The following is a 20974-nucleotide window of genomic DNA, read 5'->3' on the forward strand; positions in this document are numbered from 1 at the left end:
TTCAGTCTGCGGCGCAATTCAAGCATAGGGATCAGCAATACACGTGGGGTGAAGCCGAACTTATAGCGGAACTCGCGCGTTGGTCCGCGTTGGGTAATTCCTACACCGACGCGTTGTACTCATTCGTGACCGACGGGCGGCTAGGCCCGACAGGACGCTCGGTACAAGATGCCCTGGCTACGCATCTATCACGCCCTCGTTCTGCTCGCCGACGGCCACGACACCACCCGCGTCGCGCACGCCTGCGGATGGTCGAACCCCAGCAGCTTCATCGCGGCCTTCACCACCATCATCGGCACTACTCCAGGCCGCTACCGCCTGGCCTGAGCACCATCGCTGTGAGATCCGGGGCGGGTGGCTACGCCCTGCGCGCATGGCCGACCATATGGTGATGTCGCTCAGCACGTACGAAGCCGATCAGTTCGAGAGTTACCGGGGCCGCCTGGAGGCGATCGCCTATCGGCTGCTCGGGTCGGCCGGCGATGCCGAGGACGCGGTGCAGGACGCGTTTCTGCGGTGGCATGCGGCGGACCGGGAGCTGATCGAGACGCCGGAGGCGTGGCTGACGAAGGTGCTCACCAATCTCTGCCTCAACCAGCTCACCTCGGCCCGGTTCCGGCGGGAAACCTATGTGGGGCAATGGCTTCCGGAGCCGGTGCTGGCCGGCGACCGGATGCTCGGTCCGGCCGACACCGTCGAACAGCGCGAGTCGGTGTCCCTCGCGATGCTCACCCTGATGGAGCGGCTGTCGCCCAATGAGCGCGTGGTGTACGTGTTGCGCGAGGCGTTCGGGTACGCGCACCGCGAGATCGCGGAGCTGCTCGACCTCACCGAGTCGAACTGCCAGCAGCTCTACCGGCGGGCCAAGCAGCATGTCGCCACCGACCGGTCCCGCACCGAGGTGGATGCGGTGGCCGCGCAGAAGCTGGTCGAGGAGTTTCTCGCCGCGGCGCTCAGCGGCGAGACCGAGCCGCTGATCCGGTTGCTCACCGACGGCGCGGTCAGCGTCGCCGATGGTGGTGGCCGACTTCCTGCTCGCAAGACACCGGTCGTCGGTGCGTTCGATATCGCGCGGTACCTGGGTCACGTGTTCCGGTCGACCCCTGCCAAACGAGCTTTCGTCGGCGACGATGCCGTCTTCTATGCCGCCGTCGTCAACGGGGCGCCCGCAGTACTGGTCGAGGTCGGCGCGCGGGTCTACGGCGTCATCACCCTCGACACGACCGCCGATGGCGTCGCGGCGATCCACATCCAGGTCAACCCCGACAAGCTGGCCCGCATCACGCGCCAGTGGGTGGCCGCGGGACCGCATCAGCCGCTCGACCGGAAGTGGTGACCCACATCACGAATGGTTCCTGTCAGGGATCGCGCGGCTGTCCGGTTCAGGAGGTGAGTGCAACCAGATAGGAGCTCGCCATGAAGCATCGCATTGTCGTCCTCGGAGCCGGGTACGCCGGAGCCAACATCGCAGGCCGCCTCGCCAAGCGGCTGCACCGCGACGACGTCGAGATCACCCTGGTCAATGCCGACCCCGAATTCGTCGAACGGGTGCGCATGCACCAACTCGCGAGTGGGCAGGAACTGCCGAAACGCCCGCTGCACAAGGTCTTCGCGGGCACCGGGGTGCAGGTCCGGGTGGCGCGGGTCGCCGCGGTCGACGTCGACGGCAAGACCGTCGATCTCACCGGCGAGCACGGCGCCGAGACCCTCGGCTACGACACTCTCGTGTACGCGTTGGGCAGCACCGTCGCCGACTTCGGTGTCCCCGGTGTCACCGAATACGCCCACCACGTCGCAAGCAAGCAGGCCGCGCTGCGGTTGCGGGAGCGCCTGAACGAGTTGACGGCGGGTGCGACCGTGCTGATCGTCGGCGGCGGCCTGACCGGTATCGAAGCGGCCGCCGAGATCGCCGAGGCCCGCCCCGACCTCGCGGTCGCCATCGCGGCGCGCGGCGGCGGCGGCGACTGGCTCCACGAGAAGGCCCAGCGCCACCTGCGCGGTGCCTTCGACCGGCTCGGTATCACCGTGCACGAGCAGGCCGACATCACACGCGTCGAAGCGAATGGTGTTGTCACCGGTACGGGTACGGCGATTTCGGCCGAAATGACCGTGTGGACAGCGGGATTCACCGTGCACCCGATCGCGGCCGCCACCACCCTGGAGGTGTCCGATACCGGACGGATCATCGTCGACGGCACCCTGCGCTCGATCTCGCACCCCGACGTCTACGCCGTCGGCGACGCCGCATTCGCGGTGGGGGTCGGCGGCAAGACACTCCGAATGGGCTGCGCCACAGCAACTCCCATGGCCTGGCAGGGCGCCGACGCCCTCGCCACACGGCTGACCGGTCGCAAGGTCCCCGAAACCCCGATCGGCTACGCCAGCCAGTGCATCAGCCTCGGCCGCCGCGACGCCATCGTCCAGAAGGTAACCCCCGAAGACCAGCCGACCTCCACCGTCATCACCGGCCGAACCGGCGCCCGCATCAAGGAACTCATCTGCTCCGCCGCAGCCTGGAGCGTCTCCCACCCCACCATGCTGATGCCGAGCCGCCGCCGACACCTCACGACAACCAGCGAAGTAGAAACCCACCTCGTCACCCCGTGACGCGACATCGAAGTGGCACCCGAAGCCGCCGGTCCGCATGACCCGGACCGGCGGCAACCGCCAAGGCTTTCGGGGACCTACAGTTGCTGTAGTCAAGTCCACAGATCGAGGGGATGTCGGGTGGGGCGCACGCTGATCGGCCTGCTTCGATCAATGCCGATGGTCGTGGCGACCCTGTCGGTGCTTGCCGCACGTAGCGCACCCGGTTCCGACGCGCCGCCGACCTCGACCGCGGCGAAACCCGCACCCGCAGTGAACTACTCGTGCAACGCCAACGCCGCGACCGGCCGGGTCTTCACCAGCGACCGCACACCCGAGCAGCCGTTCAGCGTGCTGGTCCCCGAACTGCCGGGATGGCAGCGCACCGACGCCCCCGGAACCGACATCAGCGGACTGGCCATCCAGCGCAGAGATCAGCTCCCCGGCGACTTCCACAGTCCCACCGCGATGATCACCGTCAACCCGCTCGCGCCGACCGCCACCGCGGCGGTGGCCGTGAACATGATGCGCCGGACCGCGCAGACAACCCCCGGCTGGCACACCCGAGACGATCACCCGATCACCGTCTGTGGCCAAGACGGCGGCAAAGTAACCGGCACCTTCGCCCTCGCCCAAGTCGAATGGTGGGAAGACCACCGCCTCGTCACCTGCGCCTGTAACGGCACAATCTACCCAGTCTTATTGGTAGCCAGGGCAAACAGTCCGACCTGGACCGCCTCGGCACCGACCTCACCACCATCCTCGACAACGTGCAGATCGCGCCCTGAGATCGAGGGTGCGGAAGCAGGCCGAGCGGGCCATGCAGAAGCTGCCGGCGTAACCGGATTACTGCGGGGGTGGTAGGTGGGCGATTTGGATTAGTTGTGGGTCTTGGGAGTGGGTGATGAGAGTGCCTCGGCCTGGAGGAAGGGGGGTGGCTCGGAGGTCATTGCCCGAAGGGTTTGCCTTCTTCGGCGGGGGCGCTCATGAGGAGAGCGGTTGCGGATACGTCGCGGAGTCGGCCGAGGAGGGGGCCGTGTAGGGCTCGGGCGAGGGCGGTTGCTCGGCGGGTGATGATCAGGTGGAGGCGTACGTCGTAGGCGGTTGGGAGGAACTCCAGGAGTGGTTCGAGGGGGTCTTCGCCGTCGGTGACTAGTAGGTCGTGATCGTCTACGACTACGTAGAAGTCGAGGCCGGTCCACCAGGTGCGGTCGCGGAGTTGGTGTGGGCCGATTTCGGGTCCTGGGATGCGGGTGGTGAGGGTGCGGCAGAGGTGGTCGACGGCGTCGGGGACGGTGGCCGACGCGGCGCAGTAGGCGGTCAGGCGGGTTGGGTCTACCGCGTGTAGGAGGGTGCGGCGGTAGTCGATCAGGAGGATCTCGGCCTGGTCGGGGGTTGAGTTCTCGGTGATGCTCAGCAGGATGTTGTGCAGCAGTGTGGTTTTGCCGCGACCCTGGTCGGCGAAGGCCATGAGGTGTGGGTGGGCGTCGAAATCCAGTATCAGTGGGGACAATTCGTTCTCGCCGAGGCCGACGGCCAGGTGTGTCGCGTCCTGCGTGACACCGGCGTGCAGTGCCGATCGCAGCACGTGCGCGCGGGGAATCTCCAGGGGCAGCAGGCGGACCTCGGGGGCTTGTCGTGAACCGTAGATCGTGCGCAGTTGCCGGGCGGCCGCGGCGATACCGCTCGGCAGTTGCTTCGGATCGGTCTCGGAGTCCAGCCGTGGCAGCGCGATGAGCAGGTGCAGTTTGTCTGGGGAGAGGCCGCGGCCGGGGCGATCAGGGGGCACTGTTCCGGCGGCTTGACGGTCCAGTTGGGAGTCTGCGGGGTCGCCGAGCCGCAGTTCGATCAGGGTGCCGACCAGGTCGGGCTGCGTGAGCCGAGTTCGAGTCCACGGCGGTAACGTGACGACGACGTGGATGCCGTAGCCAGGTCCCTGTGTCGCGATGGTGATGAGGGTCTGCTCCAGGGCCGGATAGTCCTGCTGGATGACATCGAGTCCGTCGACGATCAGGAAGACGTCACCGTATACGTCCGACGAGATCGGATCGGCGGCTTGCTTTTCCGGGGACAGCTGGGCCAATCGCGCCTTGCGGGAGCGGAATTCGTGCATCGACGCGATGCCGAGTTCGCGGAACCGTTGTTCCCTGCGCCCGGCGAGGGCAGCCAACTCGGCGACCGTGCGGCGCACCCGGTCCGAATCTCGCCGCCCGGCAACAGATCCCACATGCGGGAACTCGGCCAGGCCAGCAAGGGCACCGCCGAGGTCCAGGCAGTAGAACTGCACCTGCTCGGGTGTATGGGTAGCCGCGGCGGCCACGACCAGCGTCCGCAACGCGGTCGACTTCCCCGACCGCGGACCGCCGACGATCGCCATGTGGCCGGAGCTGTCCGACAGGTCAGCGAACCGCACGTCGCGAAAATGCTTTCGCGGTACATCGACGACCCCGATCGGCACCCGCAGCAGGCTGGGCTGATCCGTCGACGGCGGTGACGGCCGCTGCCGCAACAACATTCCCACTGTCGGTGATTCGTCCAACGGCTCGGTCCACACCAGATGTGCCGCCGCACCGTGCTTCCCGAGGGCGACCGCGAGCGCTTCCGACACCGGAAGATCGACGGACCCCGCACTGCCGCTCGCGGGGACGGACGGGCCGGGCCCGGAAGCGTACGCGGCCCGGAAGCGCGTCACGGTTCCGGTGCCGACCCGCAGATAGCCGTACCCGGGTATGCCCGGCAGGTGATAGGCGTCGGTGGTGCCGAGAACCAGCCGTGATTCGGCGGGCGAAAAGGTGCGCAGCGCAATGCGATACGAGAGATAGCTGTCCAGCGCGCGCAACCGCCATTCATCCGGACGCTGGGTGCCGAGCAGCAGATGCATGCCGAGCGACCGGCCGAGCCGCCCGATCCGGACCAGCACATCGACGAATGTCGAACTCCCGGAAAGCAATTCCACGAATTCCTCGATCACCACCACAAGCACGGGCAGCGGCGGCAGCGGCGCGCCATCGGCCCGAGCCTGCTCGTACTCACCGATGGTGGTGAACGGTCCGGCCTCCTCGAGCAGCCGACGCCGCCGGTCGATCTCGCCGTCGAGCACATCCTGCAACCGTTCCCGCAGATAGAGATCCTGTTCCACATTGCGGACGTGACCGGCGAGGTGGCGCAGGCTGGTCAACGGCTGGAACGTCGCACCGTTCTTGAAGTCGACGAGCAGGAAGTTCACCTGATCCGGGCCATGATGCAACGCCAGCCCGAGCACGATGGTCCGCAGCAGCTCCGACTTTCCGGAGCCGATCGCACCGACCACGAGCCCGTGCGGGCCCATGCCACCCTCAGCGCCCTGTTTGAGGTCGAGCAGCACCGGGTCGCCGGGTCGCGTTGCGCCGATGGGAATCCGCAGCAGCTCGCGCGCGGGGCGTTCGCGCCACCAGTGGCCGATATCGAACGCGGCGACGTCATCGAGGCCGTGCAGCGCGGCGAAGTCGGCTTCGACCTCCTGCCCTGCCGAGCCGAGGCCGGTCCCGTCGGCGGTGTGGCGAGCCCGTAGCCGAGCGACCAGATCCGCCGCACCGTCGGTCACATCGTCCACCAGCGCGGGATCCGCGGGTGGCTCACGAATGTCGGGCACCGCGATCCGGAACGGCTGTTGCTGGTGCAGCGCCCACCCGGGGCCTTCGGGCAGTCGCACCGCGAGATCCGGATCGATGTGGGAATCGCGGGGCTGGTGCATGCGCAGCTCGATCTGAACGGCAAGCAGCCTGGCCATCCAGTCCGGCACCTCGTTCCAATCCCGCACGGTGGCAACGACATGCACGGCGTATTCCGGTCCGGCATCGGCGATCCGGCGCACCGTTTCCGCGGCCTTGGGTAGCAAATCCGCGAAATCATCCCAGCGGTCGAGGACCAGGAACAGATCCGGCACCGGCCCCTCCGGCAGCGTGGCGCGGGCCGCCCGCAGACTGGTCGGTGAATCGATATTGTGCTTGCGGTACAGCCTCTTTCGGTTGGCAATCTCCTCGACCATGCGCCGCAGCAGATCAGCGACTTGCTCGGGCTCGTCGTCGCAGACCACGTCGGCCACGTGCGGCAGTTCGCGCATCGAGCCGAGGCGATTACTGGACTCCAGGACGTGCACGCGCGCTTCGTCCGGCGAGTGGGTCAAGACCAGCGACGCCACCAGGGTCCGCAACAGGGTGCTCTTGCCGGAACCCGCGCGTCCGACGACGAGCAGCCCGTTGTCCGGCCCGGCGAACTCGAGCTGCACGATATCGCCGACGGTCCCGTCCGGTCGGCGCTGCCTGCCGATCGGCACGGCCAATTTGCCGGTGCCCCACCAGTTTTCCGCCCGCAGCCCGGATTCTTCCACCTGCTCCAGCCGACCGAGCAGGCTGCCGAGCAGCACCCGATCGCCGCCATCGCTCGCGCCCGCCGTCCGGCGTCGCGTGCGGGCGATGTAGACCTCGTCGTTGAGAAAGCCGTAGTGGCTGGGGGTTTGGCGGTCGGTGCGGCGGCGCACCTCGTCGCTGACATACGTCCACAGATCGTGCGTGCTGATCTGCCCGGTCCCGTTGCCCGCCAGCCCGGTGGTGGTGATGCCGTTGACGATCGCCGAGGTGAACATCGACAACGGCACGGAATCGTCGGCAGCGGAACGGATTCCGTCCTCAGCGATCTGTACGCCGGTGCAGGCGGTCATCACGCAGATCCCGTCCCCGGTGACCAGGTGCTCGCCGACGCCGTCGTCGATGCCGCCGACCGCCTTGATCACGTCGTTGCCGAGGAACGCGCCGCTGTAGCAGCAGTCCAGCAGGATGATCTTGGCCGCGGCGCTCGACTCGCGGATCAGCTCCTTGATGAACGCCGACGACACCGCGGAACTGCTCGGCAGATTCGGATCGGTGTTGCAGGCGGCCAGGTACAGGTTGCGGCTGGTCCGGAAGCCGTGGCCGGAGTAATAGAACAGCACGAGATCCTCCGGGCCCGCGCTGCGGAACAACCGCTCGATCCCGCGCTCGATCTCCGTCTTCGACTCGTTGACGAGGATTTCCGCCGGTTGAAACGCGCCGATGCTGGGGTCGTGCAACAGGTTTCGCAGCTCTCGCGCGTCCGCGACCGGCGCGTAGAGCTGGGATATCGACGGCGAGAGGAAGGTGTCGTTGGCGACGAACAGCGCGATCCGGCGACCCCCGGGGCTAGTCATCGGCGAATAGGCTCCGCAACTGGTCGACGACGCCGTCGACCTGGCCGTCCGTCGGCCGCACGATGGTGACGTCACGGTCGCCGTTGCGCACCGTGACCGATTCCGCCCGGTTCCGCGTCAGGAACCGGATGACGATATCGCGGACGACCCACGCGGACGTGCTGAGTGCGCCGCCGGACACGAGCAGCTGACCGATCTCCAGCGCGACACCGGATTTGGTGCCGAAAGCTGCGGCCGTCGTCGCCGTGTCGGCTGTCACGCCGGAGATTTCCCGTAGCTCGTCGGCCAGTTCAGTGGCCAGGCGATCCAGTCGCAGCGCGTCCTGCGGACCGATCGTGACTATGAACAGCACGTCGGCCATGGCTTGCCTCCCCTGTTGCCTGCCGCATGTTGCGGCACAACGACATTCTAGCTATCCGGGTGCCCGCGAACACGGCAAACGATGGGCAGTCGCGCAGAACGCCGGCTCAGGTGTCGTATCGCGTTATCGTGACTTTGCGCCGAGAAACGCCGTCGATCGTGGGGCAGTACATCGTGGATGAGCATCAACAAGAGTCGCCGTTTGCCCGCGCGATGTTCACCCGGGTCGATCGAAGTGCCCGAGCGTATGCCGACGAGGAACTGCATCAGTTCCTGGCCATGAAATGGGAGGTGCGGCGGCGGGAGGGCGAGCAGGAGCTCTTGGATTCGTTCACCAGAAACGTCGAGGCCATCGTCGCCAAGTACGATCCGCCGGGCATTCGGCGCCGCAGTGACAGCCTGCTGTTCGCGCGCGGCTACGCACGCCTCGGCCAGGCGGGCGGGCCGACCCCCTCGGACGTACTGGTCGCACTGTTTGCCGCCGAGGTGGAATACCGGGGTCCGCTGCGGTTGAGCCGCACGCAGAGTCGGCGGCTCGCCGAGGTCTATGAACAGATCGGCGGCCTGCTCATACCCCTGCTGCCCAGCCATGCGGCGCTCGCGTTTCGGCGCGCGTGGAGCCTGTTCCGCCAGGACGGGGACACCGATGCCGAGGATCGCTGCGGGTTGAACCTGGCCAGGGCGCGGCGGCGGGCGCAGCCGGTCCGCTGGCGGCGGTTCGTCGGCCATTTCTCGGACCTGTTGTGCGGCTACGGTTACCGGCCGTATCGGATGCTGCTGTGGATCGTCCTGCAGGTCGCGTTGTCCATCGCGATTGTGCGGGTGCTGTCCACCGCGTCGACGATATCGGTCGTCTACGACTGCGCGATGAACTACCTGAACCCCCTCAGCTCCGGTGATACCGCGGGGCTGGCGGGGGCCGATCAGCTGGTGTTCGTCGTGCAGGCGTATGCGGGGGTGTTGTCGACGTAGGTGTTCTTCGCGCTGCTGGTGCGCCGCTGGTTTCGGCTCTGAGCCTCACCAGTCGTGGCTGATGATCTTGGAATGGCGCAGCGCTTTGAGGGTTTCGGTGGTCATCCGGTCGCGTAATTGCCCGACCCGCGCGGTCCATTGCCGGGTGAAGCCCGGGTCCGTCTCCAGCTCCGCCCACAGCTGCCGCAGTCGCGGCGATGTGTGCGCGCCCGGCATCCACAGCGGCACAAGCTGATCGAGCATCGGCACGAGCTGATCGAGCAGCATGTCGGTCTCGCGGTCGGACGGACCGACGCGTTCGGCCACCTGGCTGATCGTGGTCAGCAGCCAATCATGGAGCGCGAGATCCTCGCAGAAACGTTGTGCCGCAGCGACATCCGGCTCGGCCATGGTGAGCCGCACCGAGCGCAGCTTCTTGTCGACCAGACGAAACGCGAAGTGGGGCAACTGGTTTACATCCGGAGCTACCTCGACGGCCCAGCGCAGCCGCGTGGCGCCCGCGCGGAACGGCATCTTCTGATCGAGCCGGGGATCCACGCGGATGAAGGTCGACATCCGTTGGCTGATCGAGGTCAGATCGAGCTGATCGTCGGCACGGGATTGCAGGTGTCCGTCGGCCAGCCGTCCGGGCGACGCGACGCCGAGCTTGCTCACCGCCTCTACGGTGCCGGGCCTGCTCAGATAGTGCGACCACAGCTGTCGGGACGATTCCCGCGCGCGCGTCACCCGAGTCTGCGACGAGCCCTGCAGGATCCGGCCGCCGACCACCACGGTGCGCGACGCCACCGTGCCGATCGCATGAATGTGCTTGCCCGACAACGGAATCAGATTGCAGTCGACGCCCTCGACGCGATTCGGCGAGATCACCAGCGGGATCGGCCGCTCCCGCGAGGTCACCGTGCTGCCCGGCTGCACCGCGCTCAGCAGTTCGATGCTCGCGGGCATGTCCAGTACGTTGCGGGACGGCAGCAGACAGGTGTGTATCTCACCGAGGATGGCCAGCGGCGAATCGACCGAGTTCACGATGGCGTCGGCAATGTCACGCCCGCTTCGGCGGGCAGGCGCTTGACGACCTCATCGACGAAGACGTGGGACAGCCGCTGGGTGACCTCGCGCGGAATCGTAATGTGCTCGTCCGCACCGCGTTTGACAGTCTTCGCCAGAACCTCCTGATCGATGACGATGTGGTCCAGGATCGTCCGAACCGCATGTTCGATTTTCAGATAGCTCTGCGGAAGGATCGACAGGGCCTGATACGCCGCGAACGGCGCCGCGTTCGGATTCAGCTGAACCACCGACGGCATTTCCCACCAGGTCCGCGGCCAGCCCGCGCCGGGCGGCTGCGGCTCGACCACCGCCCTGCCCTCGTAGCGCACCATGCCCAGGCGCAGCAGTTGCCAGATCGAGGCCAGGAAGGGGCACGACCAGCGGGTGTGCTCCTCGCCGTCCTCGCCGATCCGCTTCTTCCACAGCTCGACGTCCAGGAAAATCGAATGCTCCCGGCTGCCGAGCTCTTTCGGGTGACGATATTCCGCCACCTGCATCGCCTGATCCGAATCGTGTTCCGAGGAACGACTGCCGTTGCACAACCAGCCGGATTCGACATCCGGCGGCCGCCCGCCCGTCGTCGGCTGCACCGGTTCGGCCACGATCGAGGACGCGATCATCTCGGCCAGCTTGATCTGCTGCCCGGTCAGGACGCCCTCGACATACAGCGGCGTCTCCCAGCAGCCCGCCTCCCGCGCGAGGTAGTCGATGCGCAACCCACATCGCTTCGCGATGCCGAGCACCTTCTCCAGGACTTCGGTCGGATCGGTGCTCGGGCCGAAGTAGTCATCGATCAGGAAACAGGTGCTCACGCGCGCGGATTCACCGAAGTCCGACTTGGCGGCCTCGGTGTACAGATCGACCAGCTTGGCCACCCGCAGGAAATTCGCGCGGATCGTTTCGTCGTCCCCGTTGGTCAGGTTCTTCATATAGAAGTGCCCGGTCTCGATGGACAGGTGCGCCAACTCCACGCCGGCGACCTGAACCTGCTCGGTCGTTTCTCTGTACACAGTGGCATCGTTCATGACCAGAAGAGCCCGTCCTTGTCTATGAGTCCCTCCGCCAGTTCTTCGAACGCGGTCACCGTCTCCTCGTTGGCGATCTTCGCGTCGACGTCGGCGTCGAGGATCACCTGTTCCCGCCACTGCAGTACCGGCTCCACCGGTGTCATACCGAGCGTGACGCTCAAGCCGATCTGATTGGCCTGGGCGAGCTGTTCCAGCGCTTCGTTCTGTTTCCGCAACCAAGCCCACTGCGGCCCACGGTCTTTGTCGCCGGACCCCTCATTCGTCGACGGCACAGCGGTGCGAATGTAGCGCACCGAATCGAGCAGCCGACCCGCGTCGTGGCCGAATTGCGCACCGGTGACCAGGATTCCGTTCGGTCCGTGCACCAGGCCGTTCGCCGCCAGAATATGTTGGCGGGTCCAGCGGTGGAAAACGAGCCACCGCGCCGTCGCCTCGCGCAACGGTTCGGCGGCCATCGCACGCAGCACGATCTCCAGCGCGGCCGATCGGCCCGCACTGAGATCCACGAAGGTGACATCGAAGTCCTGCTGACAGATGGTCAGCAGGTCGATGCATTGCTTCACCACTTTGTCGCTGACGGCGAACTCCCCGCCGCCGCGATCACCCGGAAACAGCGTCAACTGATAGGGATGGCGCAGAGCGTGCAGGTCCTTGCGATTGGTCTCCGACCGGATATCACGGCCGATCGGCATGGTGCTCTTGCCCCGCAGGTATTGGTGCAGTCCCTGATTGTCGGTGACGCCGCGGTCCATCTTGTCGATCTCGAAGAGTGCGCCCGAGGTCGGCGAGCCGAAATCGAAATCGAGATAGGCGACGTTGTAGCCCTGCACGCTCAGCCGGTAAGCGATATTGCAACTGGTCACGGATCGGCCCGTGCCGCCTTTGTCCGATGTGGAGAAGACCAGGATGCGGTCACTCAACTCACTCACCCCGCATAGCGTCGAGGCTGGCGACTTCGAGCCCATCCAACTCACGCAGCGCCGTCACGCAAAGGCTGAATGCCGTGCCGGGACGCTCATCGATCAATTTGCTGGCGCGCACCAGATTCTTTTCTATGTTCTCCAAGGCCCGGCGATTCGGGGTGTTGTCTCTTTCACTGAGCTCGAGAAACCTCTGGTTGAGCAGATGGTCGGCCTCGTCGAGCAGTTCCAGCGCACGCGTCAAGGACGTCGGAGAGCGGTACGGCGGATTCGTGTAGGCCGATTCGGCGACAACCAGACATTCGATGATTCGCTCGGTCAAATACCAAGAGGGCGCGCGGATCTCGTCCGGCGCGGGTTCGATCGGCTCGTCGGTCGGTGCGTTGCTCACGAAGACGCGCGCCGCGTCGTCCCACAGGCCCTTGGCCGGGCCGCCCGGAAAGGCGCGCAGTTCCAGATGATCCATCGTCGACTGGGCCAGTTGCAGCAACCGCCTGCGGGTGGACAGCGTGCGCGACAGCTGCGCCGCCTGCAGGATGCGTTTCAACAGCATCGGCGCGTAGTCCGATACCGCCCAGGCCAGCAGCGGGCCGTTGTCGATGGCGTCGGTGCCGTGCAACGTCATCTGCACGCCGGGGATGTGCAGGCCGCGCGCGGGGTCGTCCTCGGTCAGCCTGCGGGTGATCCGGCCCCGGCGGGCCAGCTCGTCGAAAATGGCGGTGGCCCTGGTGAGATCGTCGTCGTCGGCTTCGCGGGCGATGAGGTCCTGGATCAGCAGCCCGGATACGCAGAGACTGAAGTAGTCGGATTCCTCGCCGTCGGAGGTGCGCCAGGGAATGTCCTCGAGCGGCCAGTCCCCGTCGCCGTATCGCGCCATCGCCGACCAGTAGCGTTGCGCCAGATCCCAGCGCAACTGCAGCGCGTCCGCGAGTCGGCGCTGGTCCGCGTCGAGCAGATCCAGCTCACGGGTGCGGGGCTGGGTCAGGTCGTTGATGCCGTCCAACGCGATGATGGTGAAGTACAGATAGGGCCGCGCGACCGCGAAACCCTCCGACTTGGCGATCGGCACGTCGATGAAGTCGATGGTCTCGGCACCCTCGATCACCCCCCAACTCCAGCCGCACTCGAACAGCAGGCCCTCGCTCTCCAGGTCGGCCTGGGGCGTCCGGTTCAGCGTGACGTCTCGGCGCAGCCGGCCACGGACTCGCTCGAGCCGTCGATACACCCCGGCGACCACCGCATCGGGTTCCGCGCCGGTCTGATTGAACATGCTGAGCATCGACGCGCCGGTCTCGGTATCGGGATCCACCGACTGCACGACGAAGCTGCGCACCAGACCGATCATGGCCGCGGTGAGCCGCTTCTTGAGCCGCTCTTCCACCGGCTTGATCAACTGCTCCAGCCGCTGTTGTTCGCCCGAGCCGCCGGTCGAATCCCGCAGTGCGCGAAGGAATTGCAGCCCCGCCAGGCACACGGTGAGCGACATCGAATACGAATCGACCACATCGACCGTGCGCTGGATGTCGGTCGCCTCGGTCGCCTCGGTGGATCGCAGGTAGCTGCCTGCCGAGAAGATCGGTTGGTCGTCGCGTTCGTAGCGCCGCAGGTACTCGTCGAGCACCTCGACGATCTTCAGACCGATGCGTCGTTCGCGGCCAAGCGGTTTCAGGATGGTCCGAACATCGTCGGCCATTCGGTCGGGATTGTGCAGTCCGAAACTACTGATCTGGGTGGCCGGATACAGCAGGCACAGCAGTTGCTCGGCGTCACTGATCGAGTTCGAGCCGTCCCGCCCGCCCCAGATCCAGGTATTTTCTTGGTAACAGGCCGCCAGCAATGAACTCCAGACATTCAGAATCTGGCGCCGTGGCTGGATTCTCATTGATCGCAGCCTTTCTGTCGTCTCTCAGCGGACTTGCATCAGAAGAGAGCGTCCGGCATTAAAAGCCGACCGCCCAGTTTCCTTATCCGGTTAGTCTGTACGCGGACAACGTCGTTCGCGGTCACGTTCTGACCAGGCCATGCCTATTGCCTGCAACAGAAGCGTATCGCGGTGAGCGGTGAGCCGAGTGGTTACTTGATCGCCAATTCGATGACGTCCGCCGAGTCGACCAGCAGTGCGTCGGGTGCCTGCTGTCCGGTGTGCGCGAGATAGGCGTCGACGAGCCGGTTTCCGACCGCATAACCCGCGCCGGTCGGCAGTCCGACGGGGGTGCCGCCGAAGCGTGCCGCGATCGCGTCGCCGTGCACGTAGGCGGCGAAGTTCTGCATGCCGCGGATGCCGAGGCCGCCGATTACCTTGTCGTACACGGCATTATCGTGCAGCGACGGCACGCCGATGCGGGTGTAACCGAGGTCGCCGTAGCGGTGCCTGGCGAACGCGTCGGCGAGGCCCTCGCTGACCACATGCTCACCGACCGTGACGGTTTCCGGATCCCATCGCACATTGCTGTAGCGCAGGTTGTGGTTCAACTCGTGCACCGCCGTCGCCTCCAGCCGCGCCAGATTCTCCGGACTCGGCCAGAAAGCGAGCCATATGTAACCGGAGATGCCGCCGTTGCCGCTCATGCCGAGGCCGACGTCCATGAAATGCGGGTCGGCGTGGTCGCCGAGCACGATCATCACCTGGATGTCGGGGACGCGGATATCCGGGGTCGCGTCCAGCTGAACCATAAGCGCCGCTTTCATGGCGGCTTCGATCCGATCCCACGCCTGTGCGTCGTGCAGTGCCTCGAGCCCGGCCAGTGCTCCGTCGACCGCACGGTCCGCCCGGAATCCGCCGCCCATGTGGTGCAGCTGGACCAGGTCGGGTGTGCCGGGGAAGTAGCGGTACATGCCCGCTGTCGGTTCGAGCATCCGGCGCAGCAGGTCGGGTCGTTCGGCCAGGGGCGCGGTCAGCGTCGCGCGCATCGCGGTGTAGCTGTCCAGCACGGTGATCGTCACGGTCGACCACGATAGTGATTGACGCAGTGGCAAGGTCAACGGATTTTCCGGCGCGAGCCGCTCAGCGCTCAAGACCGCGCAGTGTCGCCAATGTCACTTTTCTGCCATATCAGTGGGTTTCGATTCGGCTTGCCGAGATCACAATTAGCCGATTGCATTACGGCGGAATTCACCTGGTGTAGCCGAGCTCAACCTGCCGATGTCCAGGAATGGTCAATGCCCCTGACATTGGGGGCAAATGCCGTTGCCGCAGGGTGACTCGGTTGCGCCGGATGTCGCATTCGGACTCGACACCGTAACGCTCACCTACCCATTTCCGACGTCCTTGGTGACGCGTGGCCTCGGGGGGCCTGCCCGTCCAACATGCCGGTAATTGGAATGGGGAACAGGACATGGATATTCGCGGGTTCTTTGCCCGACATCGTATTGCTTCGGCTGTCGCCGCCCCCGCGGTGCTCGGCGTGGCGGCGATCGTCGCCACCACGTTCGCGCTGACATCGTCGCCGCAGACCAGGGATACGCAGCTCACCTCGTCGGTCACCGAGTGCCACGACATGGTCAGCATCTCGGTGGCAGGCCGCGGCGACACTCCGAAGCAGGGCACCACGGCGCTGCTGGTCGACGCCAACGGCAACGAACTGCCCGCCGCGCTCTCGGGTGACCACAAGAGCGAATGGGTCGATCCGGTAGTCAACCCGGCCGCCGGTGCCGTCGATCCCGGTTCGTACGCCGCCGTCTACATCGCCTACCCGGCGAATATGGCCACCTATGAGGACGCCGTCAACGCCGGTGCCGCGAATACCGAACAGGTGATGCGGGAGATCGCGCGGGCCTGCCCGGACACCAAGTTCTCCATCGTCGGCTACAGCGAGGGCGCCGATGTCGTCCGTCGCGTCGCGATGAAGGTCGGGCATCAGGAAGCCGGCGCGGATGGCGCGTACGGGATCGTCGATCCGGCCAATGTCGTCGGTGTCGTCATCCTCGCCGACGCCGGTCGTTCGGCGGGCGACGGACCGTTCCCCGGCGCGAAGGACCCGAATCATCCCGACGGTTTCGACCAGAGTTACCAGAACGGTAAGAACCCGACACCGGGTAAAGGCGGACTGCCGGGTACCAGCGGTGACTTCGGTGCGCTGAACGGCAAGATCGCGTCGTTCTGTTCCGACGGTGATCTCACTTGCTCTGCGCCGGAGAACATTTCACTGCTGCAGCTGGTGGTGAACGTCGGTCGGCAGATCAATGTCGACGCGCTCGAAAAGGACGGACTCAATCCCGCGACCGGACAGGACGTCGCCGTCGTACTCGGTCGTATCGCGCTTGCCGCGTTCGCGGACATCTCTTCGCAGCCGAACTGGCTGAAGAGCGACGAGACCTTTCTCCAGGTGCTGCTGAAGGTTTCGGATCCGGCCTACAAGCCGGGCCAGGCGCCCAAGGAGCCGGTGACGAAGGCCGACGCGATCGCGGCCGACAACATGTCGCCGCTGGCCTACCTGCCGCAGAAGATCCTGAACGAGATCATCGGTCTCATCGTGACCAACCAGAACACCATTCCGGTGGTCATGAGCGACCCGTACAAGCTCACCCTCGGCCCGGACCACACCGGTCACCACTTCGACTACTGGCACGACGCCGACCCGGCCAACGGTAAGCCGATGACCTCCGCCGAATACGCCGCCGCGTGGATCACCCACCTGGCCAAGCAGGCACAAGAGGGCAAGAAGGTCGACACCACCGCCAAGCCCACCGAGGCCGATCTCGCCGCCGCCTACAAGGCCGCGGCCCCCACCTCGACAACCAAGCCCGCGCCGACCACCACTAGCGCCGCCCCCACCACGAGCAGCACCGCAACAACCCCTGCGCCGACAACTACGACCGCACCGCCGACCACCACCTCGAGCGGAACGGTCGCGCCGACGACAACCGCACCGGCTCCGACCACGGTCGCACCGACCGAGACTGCCAAGTCGACCACCACCGCACCGACCACGACAACTGAATCCGCGGCGCCGACCACCACCACTGCCGCACCGACTACCACTTCCGTCGGTTAACTGAATCCCCAAAGACCCTGCCCGACGCACTTCGCGTCGGGCAGGGTCTTTTTGTGTCCATCAGCCTTGTGACTCAGCGTTTTCGACGAACTGCGCCAGCACTGTGCTCCAGCCACCGCCCTGCTCCGCGATCGATGCGCGCATGGCCTGGCCCTCGACCAGACGGTCGAGATGACGGTGCTCCAGTTCGACCAGCGTCTGCTCGGGACCTGCTGCGGTGAAACGGATTTCGACCTCACTGGCGTGTTCGGGATCGGGATCGAACTGCCAGTGCCCGTTGATCTGCCAGGTCAGCAGCAACCGATGCGGCGGCTCCCACGCCAGCACCCGTCCCCAATCGCATTCGCTGCCGTCGACCCCCTTCTCGAACCAGCGCCCGCCCTCGCGTGGTTCGACAACGGCGTCGGCCAGCTCGACCTGACCGATGTGATAGGCCGCAGGCCACCAGCTACCGAAGGATTCGGTGAAGAATCGGAACGCTTTGTCTATCGGCATCGCGACCGTGGCCGTGCCTTGCAGGGCCGGAATGGTGGGTGTGCTCATGGATGCTCCTGTTCGGGATCGATGGCCGCGGCATCGGCGGCCTTCTGAAATGAGGTCAGCGCGTCGTCCCAGATCCGCTGGAAATACGCCTGAATCGCGGCCACCCCTTCGGGATTCAGCCGATAGATGCGCCGCGTCCCCTCGGCCGTGGCCACCACCAACCCGCCCTCCTTCAACACCCGCAGATGCTGCGACACCGCCTGCCGAGTGATCGGCAGCCGCTCCGCCAACTCACCCACCGAGCACGGTTGCCGTGCCAGCAACTCGAAGATCGCCTGCCGGGACGGATCACCAAGGATCGCGAGATCGACATCTCTGAAAGCAGCCACGTACGTAAGTCTGCACTTTCATATGCAGGTCCGCAAGAGGAACTTGCACCCGCGCCTACGCTTCGGATGTCCGACAGCGGCATAAGCTGGGAAGCGGTGGGGCATGACAGATTCGCACGGCGGGTTGTTCACCGGCACTGCCTGGCACTACGCGCGGTATCGGCCTGGCTATCCGAAGATGTTGTTCGACAACATTATTGAGCGATTTCACCTGAATGGCTCCGGGCGGCTGCTCGATCTGGGTTGTGGCACTGGACAGTTGGCGATTCCGCTTGCGAGGCATGTCGGCGAAGTGGTCGGTGTCGATCCCGAGGCCGAGATGATTGCCGAAGCCGCTGCACAGGCGAAGCGGGTGGATATCGCCAATGTGTCTTGGGTGCAAGGGAGTTCGGCGGATCTGCCCGGCGCGTTCGGGCGGTTCAGGGTGGTCACTATGGGGCGGTCGTTTCATTGGATGGATCGTGAAACGGTCTTGGGAGTGCTTGGTGACATGGTTGAGGGCGGGCTGGTGATCGCCAACGACAGTTGTCTTGTGCGGCCGAATACGGGGTGGCAGCGAGTCATCGAGGAGGTTCAGCGGCGGTTTCTGCCGGTGGATCGGGAGGATGGCAGCGCGAAACTGGCCGATGGTCGCCAGTCGCATGAGGAATTGCTGGCTCGATCGGCGTTTCGGGACGTGCGTCGGACGGTCTACGAGTTCGACCGCGAATGGACGGTCGAACAGGCCATCGGCTACCTCTACTCGACCTCGCTGCCGTTGCGTCGGCTGCTCGACGATCGGCGAATTGCCTTCGAGCAGGCGATCACCGACGCCTTGCTGGCGATCGACCCGAATGGGCGGTTCGATGAGCCGGTCAGTTTGGAAGCGCTCACCGCTACCAGGGGTTAGACGACGGCGTAGGGGTAGGCGGCGGCTCGGTTTTGGAAGGAGAGGATGCGGAGGTTTTGGACTCGGCCGTTGCGGATTTCGATGGCGCGGCGGACGGTTTCGTTGCCGTCCCAGGCGTCGGGGCCGGCCATCACGATGGGCAGGTATTCGAGGAGGGCCTCGGAGTTTTCCCAGGTGGCGGAGTTCCAGAGGAAGGAGGGGCTGTGGTCGACGGCGTAGTAGTGCAGGTCGTCGCCGAGGGTGAACATGGGGGCGGTGAACGAGGTGGGGCGGGCCCATTCGAAGCCCATGCCCTCGTCGCAGGAGACGTCGACGAACAGGGTGCCGCGGGCGAACAGGGGGAGATCCTCGTTCAGCACGAACATCAGCGGCTCCTCGGTGTCCTGGAGGATGCAGTTGACGACCACGTCGTACTGGGCGAGCACCTCGGCCAGCGGTCCCGGTTCGGGCGCCTTCAGGGCGAGGGTCCGGCTGGGGTTCCCGGGATCACGCTCGAAGTGCTGCATCCGCACCGACGCGAACGGTGACGCGACGGCGGAGACGCTGCGCTGGGTCAGCACCGTGACGTCACTGATCCCCATCGCGTTCAGCGCGCGCACGGCCCCGCGGGCGGTGGCGCCGAAGCTGATCACGGCGGCCCGCATCCGGCGCCCGTAGTCGCCGCTGGATCCACGCAGCTGTAGCGCGTGCAGCACCGAGCAGTAACCGGCCAGCTCGTTGTTCTTGTGGAAAACATGGACGCTGAAGTTGCCTTCCTTCGTCCAGTGATTCATCGCCTCCCAGGCGATCAGGGTCAGTCCGCGGTCGACGGCAAGCTGGGTCATCCGCTGGTCCTGCACACAGTGCGGCCACCCCCAGACGACCTGTCCGGCGCGCAGGTGCTCGAGATCCTCGGGCAGCGGCTTGGGCAACAACAGCACGTCACACTCGGCGAACAGCTCCTCGCGCGTGCGATGCCCGGCGACCAGCGGGGCCAGGTGCTCGTCGGTATAGCCGAATCGTTCGCCGAAGCCGCGCTCGACGTAGACGCGATCGCGAAGCCCGGGATCGATCCGGTCCAGGTGCGCCGGATGGATCGCCAACCGGTGCTCGTCCTCCTTGCGGGAGGTCGCGACTACACCGATCGTTAGTTGCTTCACCAAATGAGCCTACGCGCATTGAGCCTGCCCGACCGACCACGTCTTCCCCGGTCAGCACCACGATCACTTAGTGCGTAGGGCACACCGATGCCGATGCGCGGACGAAAGTGGTTCGACCACAATGCCGAATCTCGACACCGCGGCGCGGTAGTGCGGCCGCCGGATAATCGAGTGCCGACCGCCGAGCCCCGAATTAGGCTCAGGCCCATGCGTTTTCTCGTGCCCTACCACCTCGACGAGCACCGCCCCGAGTTGGATGCGCCGATAACACCGGACGAGGTGATCACCGCCGAGCTGCCGGACGTCGACGATCCGTGGGCACGAATGGCGGTGCTCTACGACGCGGTCGCGGAGCGGGTGGCCGCTTCCATCCGCCGAGCCGAACACCCGGTTGTGGTCGCGTCCGGCGACTGCACCACCTCGCTCGGCGTCGTCGCCGGGTTGCAGCGCGCGGGATTCGAACCGGCGATCGTGTGGTTCGACGCGCACGGCGACGTCCAAACACTGGAAACGTCCACCTCCGGGTACCTCGGCGGCATGCCGCTGCGGATGCTCACCGGTTACGGCAGGCACCTGATCGCCGATCGAATCGGCTTGCGCGACATCCCCGAAGAACGCGCGATCCTGGTCGACGGCCGCGATCTCGATCCGCCGGAAGCGGAGTTCCTGCGCACGGCGCGCATCCGGCACCGCCGGGTGGACGACATCGGCGACCTGCCGGACGGCCCGCTCTACCTGCATCTCGACTGCGATGTGGTCGATCCGGCCGAGCTGCCCGGACTGCTCTTCCCCGCACCGGGCGGCCCGAGCCTGCAGACGGTCTCCGGTGCGATCCGCGCCGTCGTGGACACCGGCCGGGTGGCCGCGTTCGGACTGGCCTGCACCTGGCGCGACGATCTCGGCGCCGCCGACCGCATGCGCCCACTGGTCGATTCCGTCTGATCTCGACCCGGCCGAAAGCGCT

General features: G+C 66.0%; 18 protein-coding genes. 8 read left to right on the forward strand and 10 right to left on the reverse strand.

Going from position 1 to position 20974, the window contains the following annotated elements; all coding sequences use genetic code 11:
• Positions 1–168 precede the first annotated feature (168 nt).
• From ACQPW1_RS48020 to ACQPW1_RS48035, 4 genes are all read left to right on the forward strand, one after another.
• Positions 169–327 (forward strand): helix-turn-helix domain-containing protein, encoded by a 159-nt coding sequence (locus tag ACQPW1_RS48020; RefSeq protein WP_433660582.1) that lies wholly within the window; start codon positions 169–171, stop codon positions 325–327.
• Positions 328–391: 64 nt separating this feature from the next.
• Positions 392–1336, forward strand: a complete 945-nt coding sequence (gene sigJ, locus ACQPW1_RS48025; RefSeq protein WP_433660583.1) for an RNA polymerase sigma factor SigJ — start codon at positions 392–394, stop codon at positions 1334–1336.
• An 80-nt stretch (positions 1337–1416) separates the two neighbouring features.
• Positions 1417–2607, forward strand: a complete 1191-nt coding sequence (locus ACQPW1_RS48030; RefSeq protein WP_433660584.1) for an NAD(P)/FAD-dependent oxidoreductase — start codon at positions 1417–1419, stop codon at positions 2605–2607.
• A 120-nt stretch (positions 2608–2727) separates the two neighbouring features.
• Entirely contained in the window at positions 2728–3450 is a 723-nt protein-coding gene (locus ACQPW1_RS48035) for a hypothetical protein (protein WP_433660585.1), read from the forward strand.
• Between the two features lie 82 nt (positions 3451–3532).
• Here the strand turns inward: ACQPW1_RS48035 and eccCb are convergent, their stop codons facing one another.
• Positions 3533–7789: a type VII secretion protein EccCb gene (gene eccCb / locus ACQPW1_RS48040; RefSeq protein ID WP_433660586.1), complete on the reverse strand. Its 4257-nt coding sequence runs from the start codon at positions 7787–7789 to the stop codon at positions 3533–3535.
• Positions 7782–8150, reverse strand: a complete 369-nt coding sequence (locus ACQPW1_RS48045; RefSeq protein ID WP_433660587.1) for a hypothetical protein — start codon at positions 8148–8150, stop codon at positions 7782–7784. The genes eccCb and ACQPW1_RS48045 overlap by 8 nt, the downstream gene beginning before the upstream one ends.
• 128 nt (positions 8151–8278) lie before the next feature.
• Here ACQPW1_RS48045 and ACQPW1_RS48050 point away from each other — a divergent pair, with 128 nt between their 5' ends.
• Entirely contained in the window at positions 8279–9121 is an 843-nt protein-coding gene (locus ACQPW1_RS48050) for a hypothetical protein (RefSeq protein ID WP_433660588.1), read from the forward strand.
• A gap of 45 nt (positions 9122–9166) precedes the next feature.
• Here the strand turns inward: ACQPW1_RS48050 and ACQPW1_RS48055 are convergent, their stop codons facing one another.
• The 5 genes from ACQPW1_RS48055 to ACQPW1_RS48075 form a co-directional block, all read right to left on the reverse strand.
• Positions 9167–10144: an SCO2521 family protein gene (locus ACQPW1_RS48055; protein WP_433660589.1), complete on the reverse strand. Its 978-nt coding sequence runs from the start codon at positions 10142–10144 to the stop codon at positions 9167–9169.
• Positions 10141–11178 carry an SCO2522 family protein gene (locus ACQPW1_RS48060; RefSeq protein ID WP_433660590.1) on the reverse strand — a complete coding sequence of 346 codons (1038 nt, stop codon included), beginning with the start codon at positions 11176–11178 and terminating at the stop codon, positions 10141–10143. Before ACQPW1_RS48060 ends, ACQPW1_RS48055 begins: the two co-directional genes overlap by 4 nt.
• Before the next feature lie 11 nt (positions 11179–11189).
• Positions 11190–12125: an SCO2523 family variant P-loop protein gene (locus ACQPW1_RS48065; RefSeq protein WP_433660591.1), complete on the reverse strand. Its 936-nt coding sequence runs from the start codon at positions 12123–12125 to the stop codon at positions 11190–11192.
• Positions 12118–13998: an SCO2524 family protein gene (locus ACQPW1_RS48070; protein WP_433660592.1), complete on the reverse strand. Its 1881-nt coding sequence runs from the start codon at positions 13996–13998 to the stop codon at positions 12118–12120. The genes ACQPW1_RS48065 and ACQPW1_RS48070 overlap by 8 nt, the downstream gene beginning before the upstream one ends.
• 191 nt (positions 13999–14189) lie before the next feature.
• Positions 14190–15059 carry a DUF2268 domain-containing protein gene (locus tag ACQPW1_RS48075; RefSeq protein WP_433660593.1) on the reverse strand — a complete coding sequence of 290 codons (870 nt, stop codon included), beginning with the start codon at positions 15057–15059 and terminating at the stop codon, positions 14190–14192.
• Positions 15060–15451: 392 nt separating this feature from the next.
• On the opposite strand from ACQPW1_RS48075, the gene ACQPW1_RS48080 reads away from it, so the two are divergent.
• Positions 15452–17110: a cutinase family protein gene (locus ACQPW1_RS48080; protein WP_433660594.1), complete on the forward strand. Its 1659-nt coding sequence runs from the start codon at positions 15452–15454 to the stop codon at positions 17108–17110.
• 60 nt (positions 17111–17170) lie between these two features.
• Here ACQPW1_RS48080 and ACQPW1_RS48085 read toward each other — a convergent pair whose 3' ends face one another.
• Both ACQPW1_RS48085 and ACQPW1_RS48090 read right to left on the reverse strand, forming a co-directional pair.
• Positions 17171–17653: an SRPBCC family protein gene (locus ACQPW1_RS48085; RefSeq protein WP_433660595.1), complete on the reverse strand. Its 483-nt coding sequence runs from the start codon at positions 17651–17653 to the stop codon at positions 17171–17173.
• Positions 17650–17982, reverse strand: a complete 333-nt coding sequence (locus ACQPW1_RS48090; protein WP_433660596.1) for an ArsR/SmtB family transcription factor — start codon at positions 17980–17982, stop codon at positions 17650–17652. The genes ACQPW1_RS48085 and ACQPW1_RS48090 overlap by 4 nt, the downstream gene beginning before the upstream one ends.
• 103 nt (positions 17983–18085) lie before the next feature.
• Between ACQPW1_RS48090 and ACQPW1_RS48095 the strand changes: the two genes are divergently transcribed.
• Positions 18086–18871: a class I SAM-dependent methyltransferase gene (locus tag ACQPW1_RS48095; protein WP_433660597.1), complete on the forward strand. Its 786-nt coding sequence runs from the start codon at positions 18086–18088 to the stop codon at positions 18869–18871.
• Here ACQPW1_RS48095 and ACQPW1_RS48100 read toward each other — a convergent pair.
• Positions 18868–20010, reverse strand: coding sequence for a N(5)-(carboxyethyl)ornithine synthase (locus ACQPW1_RS48100; protein WP_433660598.1), 1143 nt, complete (start codon positions 20008–20010; stop codon positions 18868–18870). The two genes, ACQPW1_RS48095 and ACQPW1_RS48100, sit on opposite strands and share 4 nt — an antisense overlap.
• A 207-nt stretch (positions 20011–20217) precedes the next feature.
• Here ACQPW1_RS48100 and ACQPW1_RS48105 point away from each other — a divergent pair, with 207 nt between their 5' ends.
• Complete coding sequence (locus ACQPW1_RS48105; protein ID WP_433660599.1) at positions 20218–20952, forward strand: arginase family protein; 735 nt, start codon at positions 20218–20220, stop codon at positions 20950–20952.
• Positions 20953–20974 lie beyond the last annotated feature (22 nt).

Source organism: Nocardia sp. CA-128927 (genome assembly GCF_050955855.1).
Lineage (GTDB): Bacteria > Actinomycetota > Actinomycetes > Mycobacteriales > Mycobacteriaceae > Nocardia.